Below are 20,035 nucleotides of genomic sequence, written 5' to 3'. Positions count from 1 at the left end.
GGGAGAGCCCGGTTTTGCGCCGGATATGCGGCGGGAAAGGGCCTTCCGTTGGGCTGGGTGAGACCATATTCAGCCCGGCACGTCAAGAAAAAGTCAGTCCGGCCTATTGCACCGGCCAGACGTAGAGCAGCGCGGGCACGCTGACCAGCACGATGAGGAAGGACAGCGGCAGGCCGACGCGCGGATAGTCGGCGAACTTGTAGCCGCCCGGTCCCATGACCAGCGTGTTGCACTGGTGGCCGACGGGGGTGAGGAAATCGCAGCCCGCGCCGATCGCCACCGCCATCAGGAAGGCCTCCGGCCGGTAGCCGAGCGCGCCGGCGAAACTCGCCGCGATCGGCGCCATGACCAGCACCGTCGCGGCATTGTTGAGGAAGGGCGTGACGGCCATGGCGGTCAGAAGGATGAGGGCGAGCGCGCCGAAGGGCGGCAGGTGCACGGCGACATCGCCCAGCCAGCCGGCGATGAGCTCGCTGGCGCCCGTCGTGCGCAGGCTGTCGGAGACGGGGATGAGACAGGCGAGCATGATGAGGATCGGCCCGTCGAGCGCGGCATAGGCCTCGCGCAGCGGCACGGCGCGGAAGAGCACCATGGCGACGGCGGCGGCGAAGAAACCGGTCGCCACCGGCACGAGGCCGACGGCGGTGGAGGCCATGGCGGCGATCAGCACCAGCACGGGGATGATCGCCCGGCGGGGGGCGCCGAGCAGGATTTCGCGCTGGGCGAGGGGAAGCAGGCCGAGTTCCGGCAAGAGCGTCGGCAGGGTGCGGTTGTTGCCCTGCAGCACGACCATGTCGCCGGGGCGCAGCCGCACCTCGGAGAGCTTTTCCCGCAGCCGCTCGCCCTGGCGGCTGACGGCGAGCAGGTTGATGCCGTAGGAATGGAACAGCGCGATGCTGCGCGCCGAAATGTCGATCAGCCGGGAATCGTTGCCGACGACGGCCTCGATGGCGCTGATCTCGCCTTCCTCGCCGCGCCCGGCGCGGATCGGCTTGCCGGACAGCATCAGGCCGGCGGCGGAAACGACCTTGTCGAGTGCGCTCGCCGTGCCCTCCATCAGGATCGTGTCCCTGGCGGCAAGGCGCACGTCGGGCAGCGGGGAGAGATGGACATGGCCGCGGATGATGGCGGTGGCGATCACCTCGCCGTCACCATGCTTCAGCACGTCGTTCAGCGACTTGCCGACCGAGGGCGAGCCTTCCTCCACCGTGGCGTCGGAGGAATAGGCGGCGGCCTCCAGCGATTCCTCGATGCTGGCATTGCTGTTCGTGCGTTCCGGCACGATGCGGTTGAAGAACAGCATGAAGAGGATGCCGTAGACCGCCAGCGTGGCGCCGACGGGCGTGAAGTCGAACATGGTGAAGCTCTCGCCGGTGATCTCCTGGCGCAGCCGCGAGACGACGATGTTCGGCGAGGTGCCGATCTGGGTCATCAGGCCGCCGAGCAGCGCGGCGAAGGCCATGGGCATCAGGAACTTCGAGGCGGGCGTGCCGGATTTCCGGGCGAACTGGAAGGCGAGCGGCATCATGATGGCGAGCGCGCCGATGTTCTTGATGAACGCCGAGAGCACCGCGACGGAGACGAGCAGCAGCGCGAGCTGCGCGCGGCCGGCGGTGAGGTTCGGGAAGAAGCGCTTGACCGCGAGGTTGACGATGCCGGAGCGGGCGACGGCCGCGCTCACCATCAGCGCGCTGCCGACGATGATGACGATGTCGTCGCTGAAGCCGGAAAAGGCCTTGTCGAAGGGCACGATGCCGAGCGTGAGCGCCAGAAGCAGCGAGCAACAGGCAACGAGGTCGTAGCGGAACCGTCCCCAGATGAACGCCGCCATCATAAGTGAGATGACGACGAAGGCGAAGGTCTGCTCAAGGGTCATGTTCTGGTCCGTGCGGCGGGACGATGCTCGGCATGAATTCCGTACGGGCCTTTCCGGTTCCTGCACGACGCGCAAACCGGTCACAAACTTTCGCGGAACAATCCACCCGGCGAAAGGTTTGCCAAGAGAAGGCGGGCCGTGTCAACCGGACGCGACGGAGATGGAGAATGCGGGCGTTTTTCCGGTTTCTTCCCGTGGCCAACGAAACGGCAGTCGAGCTCCCCACCCGTCCGGCCCGTCTTCGACACCCTTCCAAACGGAAGCCGGCGGGGCCTTCGTCCCGCCAGTCTTTCTGTGCTAGTGGCCCGAGGCCTTGCTCTTTTGCCGCGCCCGTCGGGAGAACATGTTGAGCACCTCGACAAGGGCCGAGAAGGCCATGGCGGCGTAGACATAGCCCTTCGGCACATGGAAGCCCATGCCTTCGGCGATCAGCGTGGTGCCGATCATCAGGAGGAAGGCGAGCGCCAGCATGACGATCGTCGGGTTCTTCTCGATGAAGTTGGCAAGCGGGGTCGCCGCGAGCAGCATGACCGCGACGGCAACCAGGACGGCGACCACCATGATCGGCAGGTGCGGCGTCATGCCGACGGCCGTGATGATGCTGTCGATGGAGAAGACGAGGTCGAGCAGCAGGATCTGGCCGATCGCCGCCGTGAAGGTCGTCGAGACCGCACCGCCGACCATGTCCTCCTTGTGGTCGATGGGATCGACATTGTGGTGGATCTCCTTCGTCGCCTTCCAGACGAGGAAGAGGCCGCCGGCGATCAGGATCATGTCCTTCCAGGAGAAGCCATGGCCGAAGGCCTCGAAGACCGGGGTGGTGAGCTGGACGATCCAGGCGACGGTGCCGAGCAGCGCAAGGCGCATGATGAGCGCGAGGCCGATGCCGATGCGGCGGGCCCGTTCGCGATGCTCGGGTGGCAGCTTGTTCGTCAGGATCGAGATGAAGATAAGGTTGTCGATGCCGAGAACGACCTCCATCACGATGAGCGTGATGAGGGCTATCCAGGCGGCCGGGTCTTGCACGAGCGCAAGAATGCTGTCCATCCGGTCTTCCTCTCCAAATACGGGTTTGAGAATGGACTTCCGTATTTATGCAGAATTTGACCGCTGACAAGCTGAGCGAGGGCCGTTCAAGCTCATATCACGATTTCGTCATCTGATGGACGGTCGGCAGGCGGTTTTCCCGGCTCTACGGCTTCGCGCCATAGGCTGCGAGAAAGACCCTTATGGCCGAGGTGACGTTCTGCTCGATCACGGCCTTCGGCGGCACCTCCTCCATCGCGCCGAAGAGGCGGGGCTTGAAAAGACCGACCGTTGTGAGCTCGATGAACTGCTTGGCCGCGTGCGTCGTGTCGTCCGAAACCACGATGCCCGCCGCCACCTGGCGGTCGAGATATTCCTGCAGCACCGACACCGGGTTGATCGGCGTTGCGGAGAAGAAGCGGCTGCAGAGCTTCGGCAGGCGATGGTTGGCGGCGATCACCATGCGCATGGCACGGATCGTCTGGTCCGCCGTCATGTGGGTGGCGAACAGCGTGCCGAATTCCTTCAGCGTCTCGGTGATAGGCTTCCTGCCGTCCAGCACATGGCGCACCGTTTCGGTGATCCGCCGGCGCTCGCGCTCGATCATCGAGCCGAACAGGTCTTCCTTGTTCTCGAAATAGACGTAGATCGTGCCCTTGGAAACGCCGGCGGCACGCGTGATGTCGTTCATGCTGGCGGCCTCGAAGCCCTGTTCCATGAACACGCGTTTCGCGCCGTCGAGGATCTGCTCGCGCTTGGCGGGATCCTCGCCGGCAATGCGGCGGCCCGTATGCGGGGCTGCCGATTTTTCTTCCGTCGTCTGCATCTCCGTTCCCGCGCTCGAAGCCTCGCCAGCTATTTCGAACCGATCGGTTCGATTTCTACTTGATATGCGCGAGAAAGAGGACTATGTCAAATCGAACCGAACGGTTCAGTTCGGAATTTTATCCCAGAGATGGTGGCAAGCCCATGTCGACTTCCCATGGCGCCGGCACGGCGAAGGTTCGTCCGGTCAACGATGATTTCGAGGCGGAGACCGCCGAGGCGCGGCCGGCAACCACGGCGGAGGCTGCACCCGCCGCCACCGTGGCCCAGCCGGAGACCAGAAAGGGCGGCCGGCGCCTCGCGCTGCCGATCCTTGCCGTCGCCCTCATCGCCGCCGCCGGCTGGTACGGCCATGAATGGTGGACGAACGGCCGCTTCATGATCTCGACGGACGACGCCTATGTCGAGGGCGATATCGCCTCCATCTCCCCCAAGGTTTCCGGCTATGTGGCCGTGGTCAACGCCGTCGCCAACCAGACGGTGAAGGCCGGCGATCCGCTCGTCACGCTCGATGACGGCGACTACCGGCTCGCCCGCGAGCAGGCCGAGGCGCAGATCGCGACGCAGAAGCTCTCGCTCGGCCGCATCGACGCGCAGATCGAAGGCGCCAGGGCAAGCCTTGCCCAGGCGGATGCCCAGAAGACGGCCTACCAGGCAGCCCTCAGCGGCGCGCAAGTCGCCGAAAAGCGCGCCAAGGAGCTGAACGCCAAGGCCGTCGGCACCACCGCCTCGCTCGACAGCGCCACCGTGGCGCTGGACCAGGCCAAGGCCAATCTCGTCGGCGCGGATGCCAATATCGTTGCCGCCAAGGCGGCCATCACCGTGCTCGAGGCGCAGCGCGCGGAGGCCGAAAGCCAGATCCGCACGCTGGAGCTTGCCCGCGACAAGGCCGAGCGCGACCTCGGCTTCACCGTGCTGAAGGCGCCCTATGACGGCGTCGTCGGCAATATTTCCGTGCAGGTCGGCGATCTCGTCTCGGCCGGCCAGCGCCTTGCGGCCCTTGTTCCGGTGAAGGACCTCTATGTCGAGGCGAACTTCAAGGAAACGCAGATCGCCCGTCTCGTGCCGGGCTCGAAAGTGCATCTGCATGTCGATGCCTTCGAGGAGGACGACATTGTCGGCACGGTGGATTCGATCGCGCCGGCTTCCGGCTCGGTCTTCTCGCTGCTGCCGGCGGAAAACGCCACGGGCAACTTCACCAAGGTCACGCAGCGCGTGCCGGTTCGCATCGCCATCCCCCGGGAGGTGCTGGACAGCGGCAAGCTGCGCGCCGGCCTCAGCGTCGTCGTCGACGTCGACAGCCGCACGGCGCCGGCCGGCACGGCGCTCGCCGCCCGGGCCGAGTAGAGACCTCCAGCAAGGGAGCGCGGGCGATGGCCGCGACCGCTCAACCGGCAGCCGGCGCCCTGACGGCGGCGCCCGCGCAGGCCGACAAGGTTCCCGTCCGCCGCGTCGTCGCGTTCTTCGCGATGGTCTTCGGCATGTTCATGTCGATCCTCGACATCCAGATCGTCTCGGCCTCGCTCTCGGAGATCCAGGCCGGCCTCGGCGCAGGCGCCGACGAGATCGCCTGGGTGCAGACCTCCTATCTCATCGCCGAGGTCATCATGATCCCGCTGTCGGGCACGCTGGCGCGCATCGTCTCGACGCGCGTGCTCTTCGCCTTCTCGGCCGCCGGCTTCACCCTGGCGAGCGCGCTTGCCGCGACCGCGACGAACATCGATCAGATGATCGTCTACCGCGCCATCCAGGGCTTCATCGGCGGCGGCATGATCCCCTCGGTCTTCGCGGCCGCCTTCACCATCTTCCCGCCCTCCAAGCGGTCGGTCGTCTCGCCGATGATCGGCCTCGTCGCCACGCTCGCGCCGACCATCGGCCCGACGGTCGGCGGCTATCTCAGCCACGCCTTCTCCTGGCACTGGCTGTTCCTCGTCAACATCATCCCCGGCATCATCGTCACGGTGCTGACCTGGAACCTCATCGACTTCGACAAGCCGGAATTCAGCCTGATGAAGCGCTTCGACTGGTGGGGCCTCATTTCCATGGCGGTGTTCCTCGGCTCGCTCGAATATGTGCTGGAAGAGGGCAACAACAAGGACTGGTTCAGCGACGAGCATATCGTCATGGGATCCGTCGCCGTCGTGGTCGGCGCCGTGGTCTTCTTCTGGCGCGCCTTCAAGGTGCCGTTCCCGGTGGTGGACCTGCGCGCCTTCGCGAACCGCAACTTCGCCTTCGGCTCGATCTTCTCCTTCACGATGGGCATCGGCCTCTACGGCCTCACCTATCTCTATCCGCTCTATCTGGCGCGCATCCGCGGCTACGATTCGCTGATGATCGGCGAGACGCTGTTCATCTCCGGCCTTGCCATGTTCTGCACGGCGCCGATCGCCGGCATGATGTCGTCGCGGCTCGATCCGCGCGTCATGATGATGATGGGCTTCGGCGGTTTCGCGCTCGGCACCTGGTCGATGACGCAGCTGACGGCCGACTGGGATTTCTACGAACTGCTCGTGCCGCAGATCCTGCGCGGCGTCTCGCTGATGATCTGCATGGTGCCGATCAACAATGTGGCGCTCGGCACGCTCTCGCCCGACCGCATCCGCAATGCCTCCGGCCTCTTCAACCTGACGCGCAATCTCGGCGGCGCCGTGGGGCTCGCGGTCATCAACACGATCCTCACCCAGCGCTCGCAGGAGCATTACCTGCGCCTCTCCGAGCATGTGCAGTGGGGCAATCCCGAAGCCGTCGAGCGCATGAACAGCATGGCCGCGAACTACAGCGCCCATGGCCTCGACGGCCCCGCCATCGCCGTCAAGCAGATGGCCGGCATGGTGCAGCAGCAGGCCTATATCCTGTCCTTCATCGACATCTTCGTGCTGCTCACCGGCCTCTTTGCGACGCTCATCTTCTGTGTGCTGGCGATCCGCAAGCCGCAGGGCGCGGTGCGGGGCAGCGGGCACTGAACCTGCCTCTTGCGGTGATCGGGATCGCTCCGTCACAATGGGGTGGTCCTGTCCCTGCCCGGAGGCCCGCTTGTCGTTCGATCCCACGCGCCGTCGTCTCCTCACCGCCGCCGGCGGCTTGGGGCTCTCGCTTGCCTTGCCGGTGTTCCCTTCGCGCGCGGCCCGGCCGGCGACGGATGCGACCTTCCTCTTCTCCTGCGACGTGCATGCCTGCCTCGTCTCGGCGGACGGGCTCAGCCCCAACTGTGCGGACGAGGGCAAGACCGATGCGGCGCTGCTGCGGCATGTCGCGGCGGTGAATGCGGTCGGCGGCCTTGCCTGGCCGGGGGAGATCGACGGCAGGCCGTCCGGCCTTGCCGGCGCCGGCACGACCATCGCGCCGCCGCTCGGCTTGGTGCTCGGCGGCGACATGACGGATGACGGCGGCGGGCAGGTAAAGGTGCCGGGTGAGGGGCGGCAGCTCCAGCAGTTCGCCAGCCGCTACCAGCAGGGCACGGGGCCGGACCGCGTGCACTATCCGGTCTATAACGGCCTCGGCAATCACGACCTCGACCAGGACGGCGTGCCGCCGCATCTCGACTGGTACCGGCGCGAATTGCGCGACTATGTCGAGCTGAACCACCGCTCCACCGTCTTCTACAAGGCGCCGGTGCCGGTGACGAACTACGATATCGAGTCGGACAATTTCTCCTGGGACTGGGGCGGATTGCATCTCGTGCAGCTCCAGCGCTTCGGCGGCGACGATACCAAGGGCGCCATCAGCGGCCTGCCCTGGCTGAAGCAGGACCTTGCCACCTATGCGGCGGATGGCCGGCCGGTCGTGCTGTTCCAGCACTACGGCTGGGACCGGTTTTCCACCGAACACTGGGATCCGGCGGCAAAGACCTTCGATCCGCAGGGCGCCGGCTCCGCGCACTGGTGGACGGAGGAGGAGCGTGCCGGTCTGCTTTCGACACTGAAGGGGTACAACGTCGTCGGCATCTTCCACGGCCACGAGCATCCGACGCCGATGATCTACAACCGCGAGGGCTACGATATCTTCAAGCCCATCGCGGCCTTCCTGGGCGGCTTTGCGCTCGTCCGCGTCACGGACGGATTCATGGACGTCGTGCTTGCCCGCGCGGGGGACAGGCCGGGTGCGATCATCTTTACCCACGCCTTCAGCAAGCGCTTTTCGGGCTGAAAAATCACGGCTGGGCAGCAGCGTGAAAATTTCTGATTTACGTACATCAGAAATTCCTCTATGGGTCTCGGCACGGAGGAGAAATGAGACCTACGGTTCACGATATTGCCGACAAGGCGGGCGTCAGCCTCGCCACCGTTGACCGCGTCTTGAACGGCCGGGCCGGCGTTCGCGGCGTGACGCGGGCCAGGGTCGAGGCGGCGATTGCGGCGCTCGGCTATGTGCGCGACGTGGCGGCGGCGAACCTTGCCAAGAGCCGGGTCTATCCGCTCGTCTTCATCCTGCCGGCGGGCGACAATCCCTTCATGCGCGGGCTCGAGGCGGAGGTGCGCCGCGCCGGCATGCATTCGGCGAGCGAGCGCACCCGGCTTGCCGTCGTCACCGTTCCCGCCTTCGACGCCGGCGCGCTGGCGAAGGCCATCGACGGCGCCATTGCCGAAAAGGTCTCCGGCATCGCCGCCGTCGCGGTGGATGCGCCGGAGGTCTCCGCGGCCATCGGTCGGGCGCATGCGGCCGGCATTCCCCTTGTCACGCTGGTTTCCGATCTTGCCGGTTCCGGCCGCGATCATTTCGTCGGTGTCGACAACATTGCCGCAGGCCGCACGGCCGGCAGCCTGATGGGGCGTTTCCTCGGTAGCCGGCCCGGCCCCGTCGCCGTGCTCGCCGGCTCGATGCGCGTGCGCGACCATCGCGAGCGCCTGGAGGGTTTTTGCGCTGCGATGGCGGATATGCCCGTCACGCGCGCGATCCTGCCGGTGCTGGAGGGGCAGGACGATCCTGCCCGCTCCCGTGCGCTGATTTCCGAGTGCCTCGCCGCCGTTCCGGACCTTGCCGGCATCTACAGCCTCGGTGCCGGCAACCAGGGCCTCGTCGCGGCGCTTGCCGCCGGCGACCGCGACGATATCTGCGTGATCGCCCACGAACTGACGGACCATACCCGCACCGCGCTCGAAACCGGCACCATCGATGCCGTGCTCAACCAGGATGCCGGCCACGAGGTGCGCAGCGCCATCCGCGTTCTGCGTGCCAAGGCGGACGGCCTGCCCGTCATCGCGGCGCAGGAGCGCATCCGCCTCGACATCTTCATCAAGGACAACCTTCCGGCCGGCCCGGACGGGGATGACGGCAACTAGGGAGAACGCCATGTATCTCGGGATCGACCTCGGCACGTCGAGCGTCAAGGCCATGCTGATCGATGCGGAGCAGACGGTCGTCGGCTCGGCCTCCAGCACGGAGGTGAAGACCGCGCGGCCGCAGGCCGGCTGGTCCGAGCAGGATCCGGCGGACTGGATCCGCGCGACGGAGGAGGCGATCGCCGGCCTTCGCGCCGCCCATCCCGCCGGGCTCGCCGCCGTGCGCGGCATCGGCCTGTCCGGACACATGCACGGCGCGACGTTGCTCGACGCCGAGGACAGGGTGCTGCGCCCCTGCATCATGTGGAACGACACGCGCAGCCACTGCGAGGCGGCGGCGCTCGATGCGGATCCACGCTTTCGCCGGATCACCGGCAACATCGTCTTTCCCGGCTTCACCGCGCCGAAACTCGCCTGGGTGAAGAACAACGAGCCGGATATCTTCGCGAAAGTCCGCTGGGTCCTGCTGCCGAAGGATTTTCTGCGCGTCTGGCTCACCGGTGAGCACATGTCGGAAATGTCGGATTCGGCGGGCACCTCCTGGCTCGATACGGGCGCGCGCAAATGGTCTGGCGAACTGCTGGCGGCGACCGGGCTTGACGAGCGCCAGATGCCGGCGCTGGTGGAAGGCACCGATGCCGCCGGCATCCTGCGGCCGGAGCTTGCCGCAAAATGGGGCCTCGGCGCCGGTATCGTCGTTGCCGGCGGCGCGGGGGACAATGCCGCCTCGGCCTGCGGCATGGGCACGGTGCGCGAGGGGGCGGCCTTCGTCTCGCTCGGCACGTCGGGCGTGCTGTTTGCGGCCAATGCCAGCTACCTGCCGAACCCGGAAAGCGCCGTGCACGCCTTCTGCCATGCGCTGCCCGGCACGTGGCACCAGATGGGCGTAATCCTGTCGGCCACCGATGCGCTGAACTGGCATTCGCGCGTCACCGGTGCCTCCGCCGCAGACCTGACACAGGAACTCGGCGATGCGCTGAAAGCGCCGTCCGGCGTCACCTTCCTGCCTTATCTTTCGGGCGAGCGCACGCCGCACAACGATGCGGCGATCCGCGGCGCCTTTCTCGGCCTCGGCCATGAGAGCAGTCGCACGGTGTTGACGCAGGCCGTGCTCGAAGGCGTCTCCTTCGCCATCCGCGACAGTCTCGAAGCGTTGAAATCCGCCGGAACGGTGCTCTCCCGCGTCACCGCCATCGGCGGCGGCTCGCGCTCGCGCTACTGGCTGAAATCGATCGCCACCGCGCTGAACCTGCCCGTCGACCTGCCGGCGGACGGCGATTTCGGCGCCGCTTTCGGTGCCGCCCGCCTCGGCCTCGTCGCGGCAACCGGTGCGGACCCCGTTGCGGTCTGCAGCGCGCCGGCGACGGCCGAGACGATCGAACCCGAGACGGCGCTGAGCGCCGCCTACGAGGACGCCTACCAGCGCTATCGCCGCCTCTATCCGGCAATCCGCGCCGCCTATTGACCAGCAAGCACACCAGAGGAGACACCCATGGCCACCGGCTTCTTCGGCGATATCGCCAGGATCAAATATGAAGGCCCCGACAGCACCAACCCGCTCGCCTTCCGCCACTACAATCCCGACGAGATCGTGCTCGGCAAGCGCATGGAGGATCACCTGCGCTTTGCCGTTGCCTACTGGCACACCTTCGTCTGGCCGGGCGGCGACCCCTTCGGCGGGCAGACCTTCGAGCGTCCGTGGTTCGAGGATTCCATGCAGGCGGCCAAGCTGAAGGCCGACGTCGCCTTCGAATTCTTCCAGTTGCTCGGCGTTCCCTTCTACTGCTTCCACGATGCGGACGTGCGGCCGGAGGGCAGGGATTTCGTCGAGAACACGAAGAACCTCAACGAGATCGTCGACTACTTTGAAAAGAAGCAGGCCGAGACCGGCGTGAAGCTGCTGTGGGGCACGGCGAACCTCTTCTCCAACCGCCGCTACATGGGGGGCGCGGCGACCAATCCGGATCCGGATGTCTTCGCCTTCGCCGCGGCGACGGTGAAGACCTGCATCGACGCCACGCACCGCCTCGGCGGCGACAATTACGTGCTGTGGGGCGGCCGCGAGGGCTACGAGACCCTGCTCAACACCAATATCGGCCAGGAGCTCGACCAGCTCGGCCGTTTCGTCAACATGGTCGTCGAATACAAGCACAAGATCGGTTTCAAGGGCGCGATCCTCATCGAGCCGAAGCCGCAGGAGCCGACCAAGCACCAGTACGACTACGACGTCGCCACGGTCTACGGCTTCCTCAGGAAATACGGCCTGGAGAACGAGGTGAAGCTCAACATCGAGCAGGGCCACGCGATCCTCGCCGGCCACTCCTTCGAGCATGAGCTGGCGCTTGCCAATGCGCTCGGCATCTTCGGCTCGATCGACATGAACCGCAATGACTACCAGTCCGGCTGGGACACCGACCAGTTCCCCAACAATGTTCCGGAAATGGCGCTCGCCTTCTACCAGGTGCTCTCCGGCGGTGGCTTCACCACGGGCGGCACGAACTTCGACGCCAAGCTGCGCCGCCAGTCGATCGATCCGGCCGATCTCCTGATCGGCCATATCGGCGGCATGGATTGCTGTGCGCGCGGCGTGAAGGCCGCGGCCCGCATGATCGAGGACAAGGCGCTGTCCGGTCCGCTCGCCGAGCGCTATGCCGGCTGGCAGACGCCGGAAGCGCAGAAGATACTGTCCGGCGGCTCCTCGCTGGACGCGCTGGAAGCCTATGTGCTTGCCGGCGGCATCAATCCGCAGCCGCGCTCCGGCAGGCAGGAACTCCTGGAAAACGTCGTCAACCGCTACGTCTGACGTGTCTGGGAGAGGTCATTCATGGACCGGAGAGGGCGCCTTCCTAGCGCCCTTTCTTGTTCGGGGAGACCGTGCGGCGAGTCGCCTCACCTTAGGTGAGATATACTTTGCCTTGCGTCTGGTTGTATTTGGTGTCTTCTTTCCAGATCCCCTAAAATTATATGGGTAAGGAACCATTATTGGAGAAAACTGCAACTTTTTTGACTTCTATCAATTTCTGTAAAGTATCGCCGTTCCGTTCGTAGATGTTTGTTTACCATCTCCTGCGAAAAATCGCGACAGACCGCAAGCCGGAGCCCGATTTGGGGCCGGCGTCGATCGCCGTTCCAACCGCACGAGGATTTCCGGATGTCAGCGCAGGATGCCAAGACCCAGCAACTGAACGAGCGCCTCTCCTTCGTCGAGCTCGACGGTGGCCAGCGTGATGCGCTGAAGCGCGCGCTGCCGACGATCTCCGCCTCGCTCGATGGTGCCCTCGACACCTTCTACCGCAAGGCGCGGGCCACGCCCGAGACGGCGCGTTTCTTTGCCAATGAGGCCCATATCCAGAGTGCCAAGGGCCGGCAGGTCAAGCATTGGGAACTGATCGGCTCGGCGCGTTTCGATACGCAATATGTCGATGCCGTCACCATGATCGGCAAGACGCATGCCCGCCTCGGCCTGGAGCCGCGCTGGTATATCGGCGGTTACGCGCTGATCCTCGAGGCGATCGTCGAGAGCGTCATCGCAAAACATCTCGAAGGCTTCATCTACCGCAAGAAGGCGGCTGCGCTCGGCGAGGAGATCTCGGCCATCGTGAAGGCCGCGCTCGTCGACATGGACTACGCGATCTCCGTCTATCTGGAGGCGCTGCAGGAGGAGCGCGAGAAGGCGGAGGCCGAACGGCAGGCGCTGAATGCCGAGCAGGAAGAGGCGCTGGCTGCGCTCGACACCTCGCTCACCCGCCTTGCGGGCGGCGACCTCACGGCCTCGATCAGCACGCCGCTCGCCCCGCAGTTCGAGCGCCTGCGCTCCAATTTCAACGGGGCGATCGAGAAGCTGGACGACACGCTCGGCGCCATCGTCACGGCGGCGGACGATGCGGCCGGCAATTCCGGCGAACTGGTGAATGCCACGGACGACATGGCCAAGCGCACCGAGCAGCAGGCGGCGTCTCTCGAGGAGACCGCTGCGGCCGTCGAGGAAATCACCACCATTTCCCGCGAGGCCGCACAGCGCGCGGAAGAGGCCCGCCGCGTCGTCGGCAGCGCCACGGACGAGGCCCGGCGCTCCGGCCAGATCGTCGAACAGGCGGTCTCCGCGATGGGCGCCATCCAGGACTCCTCCGGGAAGATCACGCAGATCATCAGCGTCATCGACCAGATCTCGTTCCAGACCAACCTCCTGGCGCTGAATGCCGGCGTCGAGGCGGCGCGGGCGGGCGAGGCGGGCAAGGGCTTTGCCGTCGTGGCGCAGGAGGTGCGCGAACTCGCGCAGAAATCCGCGGACGCGGCCAGGGAGATCAAGACCCTGATCGACAAGTCCTTCGAGGACGTGCAGCTCGGCGTATCGCTGGTCAACAAGACGGGCGAGGCCCTGCATCATATCGGCGAGCAGGTCGTGCACATCAACGCGCATATCGATGCCATCGTCAGCTCCGCCCGCGAGCAGTCGGCCGGCATTTCCGAGATCAATACGGCCGTTGGCAGCATGGACCAGATGACCCAGCAGAATGCCGCGATGGTCGAGGAGACCAATGCCGCGACGCACAATCTCATGCAGATCAGCACGACGCTGAAGGGCCTCGTCGACCGGTTCACGGTTTCGGCGGCGCGCGAGCAGCGAATGGCAAAGCCGGCCCAGCGCCGCTACGGGTAAGGGTTGGCGGCGTGCGTGTCCTGGTCGAGGGCTTCTACCGTTTCTGGAGCCGCCGCGACGGCGCGGAGACCGAATTGCGCACGATCAGATCCGGCCGGAGCAGGATTTCCGTGTCAGTCGGCTCGCTGTCGGAGAGAAGCTCGAACAGCAGCGCCATGGCGCTCTTGCCGATCGCGGTGCGCGGCTGGCGGATGGTGGTGAGCGAAGGCGTCATGAAGCTCGCCTGCGGCACGTCGTCGAAGCCGGTGACGGAAAAGTCGGTTGGAATGTCATAGCCGCGCGCGCCGAGGCCGATCATCACGCCGATCGCCGTCTGGTCGTTGACGCACATGAAGGCGCTCGGCAGCGTGTCGCGCATGAAGAGCTGCTCGAGCGCGAGGCGTCCGCTCTCGATCGTGCCGTCGCCTTCCAGGATGATGCGCTCGCCGGCCGGCACGCCCGCGGCGTCGAGCCCGGCATCATAGCCCTGGCGGCGTCGGCTATAGGCAAGGCGCGTGCGCGAATCGCCGATGAAGGCGATCTTGCGATGTCCCTCGGCAATGAGGAGATCGACCGCCTTGCGCGCGCCTTCGATGTCATCGACGCCGACATAGGGGATGCCGCCATTGTAGACCGGCTCGAAGACGCCGACGCTGGGCGGCAGGCGGGCCGTCATGGACTGGTGGCCGAAGGGCAGGATGCCGGTGAAGAGGATCAGCCCGGCCGCCTGGTTGGAATTCAGGAACTTCAGGTATTCGAGGCCGCGCTGCGGATCGTTCTGCGTATGGCCGATCAGGATGCCGTAGCCGTGCGCGCGCGCCTCGTTCTCCAGGCCGACGAGGATGTTGGAGAAGTTCGGGTCGCCGATGTCGGGCGCCACGACGAGGATCATGTTCGAGCGGCCGAGGCGCAGGCTGCGCGCCATCGCATTGGTCGTATAACCGGTGATCGCGATCGCCTGGTTGACCTTCAGCCGCGTCGAGTTGGCCACCTTTTCCGGGGTGTGGATCGCCCGCGATACGGTCGCGATCGAGACCTGCGCGATGCGCGCAACATCCTCGATCGTGGCGGGGCTGGACGTCGACAAACTGGCTCTCACTCGGCACGGGCAAGTCCGGCGGGGGTGCGAAGCGCAGCATCCGGAATTGCATTAACAAACGAAGTGCGGGGGACACTACACAGACTGGACTGAGGGTCAAACGGCGCTTGGTGAAAATTCCTGATATCCCATGATGTAAACCTTTACATGGATCGTGTAAAGGTTTACATCGTTTCTCAAGCGGTCGAGGAGCCGCAGGGAGGAAATCATGAATCCGGACGCTGCCGACGGGGCTCCCGTCGTTCTCGCTGCACGCCGCATCGCCAAGTCTTTCAATGGCGTGCAGGTGCTGTTCAGCGTCAATTTCGAGCTGCGCGCCGGTGAGATCCATGCCCTGATGGGCGAGAACGGCGCGGGCAAGTCGACGCTCGTGAAGATCCTCTCCGGCTTCGAGCAGCCGACATCGGGCGAGATCCTTCTCGACGGCCAGCCGGTCAAGCTGCCGCCGAACGGCCAGGCCGAGCAGCTCGGCATCGTCATCATCCACCAGGAATTCAACCTCGCCGAACATCTGACCGTCACCGAGAGCCTGTTTCTCGGCCGGGAAGTGACGCGCTACGGCGTGCTCGACCGGAAATTCATGCGCGCCGAAACGCGCCGCGTGCTCGACCAGCTCGGCTCCCATGTCGACGAGAACGCGCTGATCAGCTCGCTCTCCATCGCCGACAAGCAGATGGTGGAGATCGCCAAGGCCATCAGCCGCGATGCGCGCATCATCTTCATGGACGAGCCGACGGCCGTGCTCTCGCGCGAGGAGACCAGCTATCTCTTCCGCCAGGTGCGCAAATTGCGCGAGGAGGGCACCTCCTTCGTCTTCGTCTCGCACAAGCTGGACGAGGTGATGGAGCTCACCGACCGGGTCACGGTGCTGCGCGACGGGCAATGGGTGAAGACCGCGCCCACCGCCATTCTCGACGGCGAGTCGATCGCCCAGCTGATGGTCGGCCGCGAGCTTTCCAGCCTCTATCCCTCCAAGCAGGAGCCCAGCGTCGACGAAGAGGTGATGCTCGCCGTGGCGGGCCTTTCGACCCACTACGTCAAGGATGCGAGCTTCGAGGTGCGCAAGGGCGAGATCCTCGGTTTTTCCGGGCTGATCGGCTCCGGGCGCTCGGAATTGATGGAGGCCGTGGCGGGGCTGCGCCCGCGCCTTTCCGGCGAGGTTTCGGTGCGCGGGGAAAGCGTGCCGGGCGGCGATGTGCATGCCGCCAACCGCGTCGGCATCGCCTATATGACGAAGGACCGCAAGCACAAGGGCCTGCTCCTGAATTCCCGCATGACGGCGAATCTCACGCTGCAATCACTGGATAAGCACGGTCATTACGGTTATCTCAGTCCGAAGAGCGAGGCGGAGGCGCTGGAGCGTGCGCGCCGGCGCTTCGATATCCGCGTGCGCGACGGACGCGTCGTCGCCGGCCGCATGTCGGGCGGCAACCAGCAGAAGCTGCTGCTTGCCAAGGTCATGGAGACCGAGCCCGACGTCATCATCATCGACGAGCCGACACGCGGCATCGATGTCGGCACCAAGCAGCAGATCTACCATTTCATCTCGGCGCTCGCCCGCGACGGCAAGTCGATCATCGTCGTCTCTTCCGAGATGCCGGAGATCATCGGCCTGTGCACCCGCGTCGCCGTGATGCGGGAAGGGCGGATCGTCGGCATTCTCGAAGGCGAGGAGATCTCCGAGCAGGAGATCATGCGCTATTCGGCAGGGTTGAAGAAGAAGGCCGCTGCCTGAGCCTTGCGCCGGCGGCATCACACAGAATTCAAGGTTGGGGATGAACATGACGGCAAGCGAAGACGCGGTCGAAACGAAGGGCAAGGGTCGCAGCTGGCGGGATGTCGACCTGAGGGCCGTCGCGCCCTTCGCGGCGCTGGCCCTGCTGCTCGTCGTCGGCGCGCTGGTAAACCCCAACTTCATCGGCTTCACCAATCTGGCGAACGTGGCGACGCGCAGCGCCTTCATTGCGATCATTGCGGTCGGCGCCACCTTCGTCATCTCGTCCGGCGACCTTGATCTCTCGGTCGGCGCCATGGTCGCCTTCGTCGCCAGCCTCATGATCCTCTTCATGAATTCCGGCGCGATCGCCGATCCCTCGCTGATGCTGACCGCCGCGATGGTTCTTACGGTCGTCATCGGCGCGGGATGCGGCCTTCTGAACGGCCTCATCACCACCGTCGGCAAGATCGAGCCCTTCATCGCGACGCTCGGCACGATGGGCATCTATCGCGGCCTGACCACCTGGCTGTCGCAGGGCGGCGCGATCACGCTGCGCGAGCCGGAATTGCAGGCGCTCTATCGCCCGGTCTATTTCGGCTCGATCTTCGGCGTGCCGGTGCCGATCGCCGTCATCCTCGTCGTCACCGCCATCGCCGCCTTCGTTCTCTATCGCATGCGCTATGGCCGGCATGTCGTCGCCGTCGGCTCGAACAGGGACGTCGCGCGCTATTCGGGCATTCCGGTCGACCGCGTGCGCACCATCGCCTTCGTCATCCAGGGCCTGTGCGTCGCCATCGCCGTGCTGCTCTATGTGCCGCGCCTCGGCTCCACCTCGGCGACGACGGGCATCCTGTGGGAATTGCAGGCGATCACCGCGGTCGTCGTCGGCGGTACGGCGCTGAAGGGCGGGGCGGGGCGTGTCTGGGGCACGATCTGCGGCGCCTTCATCCTCGAATTGGTCGGCAACATCATGCTGCTCTCCAACTTCATCAGCGAATACCTGATCGGGGCCATCCAAGGCGCGATCATCATCATTGCGATGCTCGTCCAGCGCTCGCTGGTGCGCAAATCGTGAGACCAGGCAGTTCCAGCCATGGAATTGCGGGGAAGTAGCCGGGTCTACAGGTCGCCCGGTCTGTGAGGAAGACCTGATTTTGGGAGGAAACTCATGCGCAAGAAACTACTGGGCCTGACGGTTGCGGCATTCGCCGTCTTCACCGGCTTTGCCCACGCACAGGAAGAGAAGAAGGTGACGATCGGCGTCTCGATCCCGGCGGCCAGCCATGGCTGGACGGCCGGCGTGATCTTCCATGCCGAGCGTGTCGCCAAGCTCCTGATGGCGAGCCATCCGGGCCTCAACGTCGTCGTCAAGACATCGCCGGACCCGGCAAGCCAGGCAAATGCCGTGCAGGACCTTGCAACGCAGGGCATCGATGCGCTCGTCATCCTGCCGACGGATCCCGATCCCCTGGTCAACGCCATCAAGGAAATCAAGGACAGCGGCACCTTCGTCGCGCTGGTCGACCGTGCGCCGAGCACGAACGACAATTCCGTGCGTGACCTCTATGTCGCCGGCAACAACTTCGCGCTCGGCCAGACGGCCGGCGAATACATCAAGGCCACGACGCCGGAAGCCGAAGTCGTCGTCATCCGCGGCATGCCGATCCCGATCGACCAGGAGCGCCAGGATGGCTTCGACAAGGGCATCGAAGGCTCCAGCGTGAAGGTTCTCGATCGCCAGTACGGCAACTGGAACCGCGACGACGCCTTCAAGGTCATGCAGGACTATCTCACCAAGTACCAGAAGATCGACGTCGTCTGGTGCCAGGACGACGACATGGCCGTCGGCGTCCTGCAGGCCATCGAGCAGGCTGGCCGCACGGACATCCAGTATGTCGTGGCCGGTGCCGGCTCGAAGGACATGATCAAGAAGGTCATGGACGGCGACAAGATGATCCCGGTCGACGTGCTCTATCCGCCGGCGATGGTGGGCACTGCGCTCGAAATGACGGCCGCCAACTTCTACGGCCAGGTTCCGGTCCGCGGCGTCTACACGATCGACGCGACGCTGGTGACGAAGGACAACGCGAAGGACTTCTACTTCCCGGATTCCCCGTTCTGACCTGACGGAAACGAGCCGCCCGGGACATGATGGCCCGGGCGGTTTGACAACGACAGTTCCTCATTCTCTTCCGCCATCCTCGGGCTTGACCCGGGCATCCAGATCGCGGGCGTGGTGTGGATGGTCGGGTCAAGCCCGACCATGACGGAGGAGAAGGGTACTAGCCTTGCAAATCGGCATTGCCCACCCCGCCAAACGCCGATAGCTTTCCACGCGCTGCGGTACGTACCGCAAGAATATCGTCGGCCGCCCGCAAGGTGCGGCCCGGTCCATGGGAGGACGCCACAGATGAAGACGATCAAGGGCCCGGCCCTGTTTCTCGCCCAGTTCGCCGGTGATGCCGCACCGTTCAATTCCTGGGATTCGATCACCAAATGGGCCGCCGACATCGGCTACAAGGGCGTGCAGGTCCCGAGCTGGGATGCCCGTCTCATCGACCTCAGGAAGGCCGCCGAATCCAAGGCCTATTGCGACGACTTCGCCGGCAGGGCGCGCGAGAACGGCGTCGAGGTCACCGAACTTTCCACCCATCTCCAGGGCCAGCTCGTCGCGGTGCATCCGGCCTACGACGAGGCGTTCGACGGTTTTGCGGCGCCGGAAGTGCGCGGCAACCCGAAGGCACGGCAGGAATGGGCGGTGGAGCAGGTGAAGATGGCGCTGACGGCCTCGCGGCATCTCGGCCTCGATGCCATGGCCAGCTTTTCCGGCGCGCTCGCCTGGCCTTTCGTCTATCCCTGGCCGCAACGCCCGGCAGGCCTCGTCGAGACCGCCTTCGACGAACTGGCCAGGCGCTGGAAGCCGATCCTCGACCATGCGGAGGAAAACGGCGTCGACGTCTGCTACGAGATCCATCCCGGCGAGGACCTGCATGACGGCATCACCTACGAGATGTTCCTGGAGCGCACCGGCAACCATGCCCGGGCCTGCATGCTCTACGATCCGTCGCATTACGTGCTGCAATGCCTCGACTATCTCGGCAATATCGACATTTACAAGGACCGCATCCGCATGTTCCATGTGAAGGATGCCGAGTTCAACCCGACGGGCCGGCAGGGCGTCTATGGCGGCTACCAGGGCTGGGTGAACCGCGCCGGCCGCTTCCGCTCGCTCGGCGACGGCCAGGTCGATTTCGGCGCCGTCTTCTCCAAGATGGCGGCCAACGACTTTGCCGGCTGGGCCGTGGTGGAATGGGAATGTGCGCTGAAGCATCCGGAGGACGGCGCGCGGGAAGGCGCGGAATTCGTCAAGGCGCATATCATCCGCGTCACGGAAAAGGCTTTCGACGATTTTGCCGCCGGCGGCACGGACCAGGCGGCCAACCGGCGCATGCTGGGGCTTTGAGGGCTGTCCCTCACCCTAATCCTCTCCCCGCAGGCGGGGAGAGGGAAGGTGCCCCACGAATGGCTATTGTTTGAGGAAGACGGCGCGGCATATCCCCCTTCGCCCCGCTTG

General features: G+C 65.3%; 15 protein-coding genes. 11 read left to right on the top strand and 4 right to left on the bottom strand.

The features are described 5' to 3' along the window. Nucleotides 1-103 precede the first annotated feature (103 nt). The 3 genes from AABQ55_RS22135 to AABQ55_RS22125 all read right to left on the bottom strand — a co-directional run bounded on the left by AABQ55_RS22135 (nt 104) and on the right by AABQ55_RS22125 (nt 3,728). Complete coding sequence (locus AABQ55_RS22135; protein WP_272806602.1) at nt 104-1,876, bottom strand: SLC13 family permease; 1,773 nt, start codon at nt 1,874-1,876, stop codon at nt 104-106. 297 nt (nt 1,877-2,173) lie between these two features. Beyond that, nucleotides 2,174-2,923, bottom strand: a complete 750-nt coding sequence (locus AABQ55_RS22130; protein ID WP_244768198.1) for a TerC family protein — start codon at nt 2,921-2,923, stop codon at nt 2,174-2,176. A gap of 145 nt (nt 2,924-3,068) precedes the next feature. After that, nucleotides 3,069-3,728: a TetR/AcrR family transcriptional regulator gene (locus AABQ55_RS22125; RefSeq protein ID WP_272806601.1), complete on the bottom strand. Its 660-nt coding sequence runs from the start codon at nt 3,726-3,728 to the stop codon at nt 3,069-3,071. Nucleotides 3,729-3,871: 143 nt separating this feature from the next. Between AABQ55_RS22125 and AABQ55_RS22120 the strand changes: the two genes are divergently transcribed. The 7 genes from AABQ55_RS22120 (at nt 3,872) to AABQ55_RS22090 (ending at nt 13,666) form a co-directional block, all read left to right on the top strand. Continuing rightward, nucleotides 3,872-5,074: an HlyD family secretion protein gene (locus AABQ55_RS22120; RefSeq protein ID WP_272806600.1), complete on the top strand. Its 1,203-nt coding sequence runs from the start codon at nt 3,872-3,874 to the stop codon at nt 5,072-5,074. A gap of 26 nt (nt 5,075-5,100) precedes the next feature. After that, nucleotides 5,101-6,690, top strand: a complete 1,590-nt coding sequence (locus AABQ55_RS22115) for a DHA2 family efflux MFS transporter permease subunit (protein WP_272806599.1) — start codon at nt 5,101-5,103, stop codon at nt 6,688-6,690. A gap of 37 nt (nt 6,691-6,727) precedes the next feature. Then, nucleotides 6,728-7,873 carry a metallophosphoesterase gene (locus AABQ55_RS22110; protein ID WP_443021132.1) on the top strand — a complete coding sequence of 382 codons (1,146 nt, stop codon included), beginning with the start codon at nt 6,728-6,730 and terminating at the stop codon, nt 7,871-7,873. Nucleotides 7,874-7,956: 83 nt separating this feature from the next. Beyond that, on the top strand, nt 7,957-9,006 hold the full coding sequence (locus AABQ55_RS22105) for a LacI family DNA-binding transcriptional regulator (protein WP_272806597.1): 1,050 nt from the start codon (nt 7,957-7,959) through the stop codon (nt 9,004-9,006). A gap of 10 nt (nt 9,007-9,016) precedes the next feature. Then, nucleotides 9,017-10,471, top strand: coding sequence for a xylulokinase (gene xylB, locus AABQ55_RS22100; RefSeq protein WP_272806596.1), 1,455 nt, complete (start codon nt 9,017-9,019; stop codon nt 10,469-10,471). A gap of 27 nt (nt 10,472-10,498) precedes the next feature. After that, nucleotides 10,499-11,809, top strand: a complete 1,311-nt coding sequence (gene xylA, locus AABQ55_RS22095; protein WP_272806595.1) for a xylose isomerase — start codon at nt 10,499-10,501, stop codon at nt 11,807-11,809. A 348-nt stretch (nt 11,810-12,157) separates the two neighbouring features. After that, nucleotides 12,158-13,666 (top strand): methyl-accepting chemotaxis protein, encoded by a 1,509-nt coding sequence (locus tag AABQ55_RS22090; protein WP_272806594.1) that lies wholly within the window; start codon nt 12,158-12,160, stop codon nt 13,664-13,666. Nucleotides 13,667-13,700: 34 nt separating this feature from the next. Here AABQ55_RS22090 and AABQ55_RS22085 read toward each other — a convergent pair whose 3' ends face one another. Next, entirely contained in the window at nt 13,701-14,732 is a 1,032-nt protein-coding gene (locus AABQ55_RS22085; RefSeq protein ID WP_272806593.1) for a LacI family DNA-binding transcriptional regulator, read from the bottom strand. Nucleotides 14,733-14,952: 220 nt separating this feature from the next. Here AABQ55_RS22085 and AABQ55_RS22080 point away from each other — a divergent pair, with 220 nt between their 5' ends. The 4 genes from AABQ55_RS22080 to AABQ55_RS22065 all read left to right on the top strand — a co-directional run bounded on the left by AABQ55_RS22080 (nt 14,953) and on the right by AABQ55_RS22065 (nt 19,924). After that, nucleotides 14,953-16,479, top strand: a complete 1,527-nt coding sequence (locus AABQ55_RS22080; RefSeq protein ID WP_272806592.1) for a sugar ABC transporter ATP-binding protein — start codon at nt 14,953-14,955, stop codon at nt 16,477-16,479. 46 nt (nt 16,480-16,525) lie between these two features. Beyond that, nucleotides 16,526-17,536 carry an ABC transporter permease gene (locus tag AABQ55_RS22075; RefSeq protein WP_244768209.1) on the top strand — a complete coding sequence of 337 codons (1,011 nt, stop codon included), beginning with the start codon at nt 16,526-16,528 and terminating at the stop codon, nt 17,534-17,536. A gap of 93 nt (nt 17,537-17,629) precedes the next feature. Then, entirely contained in the window at nt 17,630-18,583 is a 954-nt protein-coding gene (locus AABQ55_RS22070; RefSeq protein WP_272806591.1) for a substrate-binding domain-containing protein, read from the top strand. 288 nt (nt 18,584-18,871) lie between these two features. Beyond that, nucleotides 18,872-19,924 (top strand): sugar phosphate isomerase/epimerase family protein, encoded by a 1,053-nt coding sequence (locus AABQ55_RS22065; RefSeq protein ID WP_272806590.1) that lies wholly within the window; start codon nt 18,872-18,874, stop codon nt 19,922-19,924. Nucleotides 19,925-20,035 lie beyond the last annotated feature (111 nt).

It is taken from the genome of Shinella sp. WSD5-1, from assembly GCF_963942435.1.
GTDB lineage: Bacteria > Pseudomonadota > Alphaproteobacteria > Rhizobiales > Rhizobiaceae > Shinella > Shinella yambaruensis.
Note: the sequence above shows the minus strand (reverse complement) of the source record. Positions and strands in the feature narration are given on the sequence as shown.

Bases quoted from the DNA above. Each gene is read 5' to 3' on its own strand.
- xylB (WP_272806596.1), top strand. From the start codon at position 9,017: ATGTATCTCGGGATCGACCTCGGCACGTCGAGCGTCAAGGCCATGCTG.
- AABQ55_RS22125 (WP_272806601.1), bottom strand. From the start codon at position 3,728: ATGCAGACGACGGAAGAAAAATCGGCAGCCCCGCATACGGGCCGCCGC.
- AABQ55_RS22090 (WP_272806594.1), top strand. From the start codon at position 12,158: ATGTCAGCGCAGGATGCCAAGACCCAGCAACTGAACGAGCGCCTCTCC.
- AABQ55_RS22075 (WP_244768209.1), top strand. From the start codon at position 16,526: ATGACGGCAAGCGAAGACGCGGTCGAAACGAAGGGCAAGGGTCGCAGC.
- AABQ55_RS22110 (WP_443021132.1), top strand. From the start codon at position 6,728: ATGGGGTGGTCCTGTCCCTGCCCGGAGGCCCGCTTGTCGTTCGATCCC.
- AABQ55_RS22065 (WP_272806590.1), top strand. From the start codon at position 18,872: ATGAAGACGATCAAGGGCCCGGCCCTGTTTCTCGCCCAGTTCGCCGGT.
- AABQ55_RS22135 (WP_272806602.1), bottom strand. From the start codon at position 1,876: ATGACCCTTGAGCAGACCTTCGCCTTCGTCGTCATCTCACTTATGATG.
- AABQ55_RS22120 (WP_272806600.1), top strand. From the start codon at position 3,872: ATGTCGACTTCCCATGGCGCCGGCACGGCGAAGGTTCGTCCGGTCAAC.
- AABQ55_RS22070 (WP_272806591.1), top strand. From the start codon at position 17,630: ATGCGCAAGAAACTACTGGGCCTGACGGTTGCGGCATTCGCCGTCTTC.
- AABQ55_RS22130 (WP_244768198.1), bottom strand. From the start codon at position 2,923: ATGGACAGCATTCTTGCGCTCGTGCAAGACCCGGCCGCCTGGATAGCC.
- AABQ55_RS22115 (WP_272806599.1), top strand. From the start codon at position 5,101: ATGGCCGCGACCGCTCAACCGGCAGCCGGCGCCCTGACGGCGGCGCCC.
- AABQ55_RS22105 (WP_272806597.1), top strand. From the start codon at position 7,957: ATGAGACCTACGGTTCACGATATTGCCGACAAGGCGGGCGTCAGCCTC.
- AABQ55_RS22080 (WP_272806592.1), top strand. From the start codon at position 14,953: ATGAATCCGGACGCTGCCGACGGGGCTCCCGTCGTTCTCGCTGCACGC.
- xylA (WP_272806595.1), top strand. From the start codon at position 10,499: ATGGCCACCGGCTTCTTCGGCGATATCGCCAGGATCAAATATGAAGGC.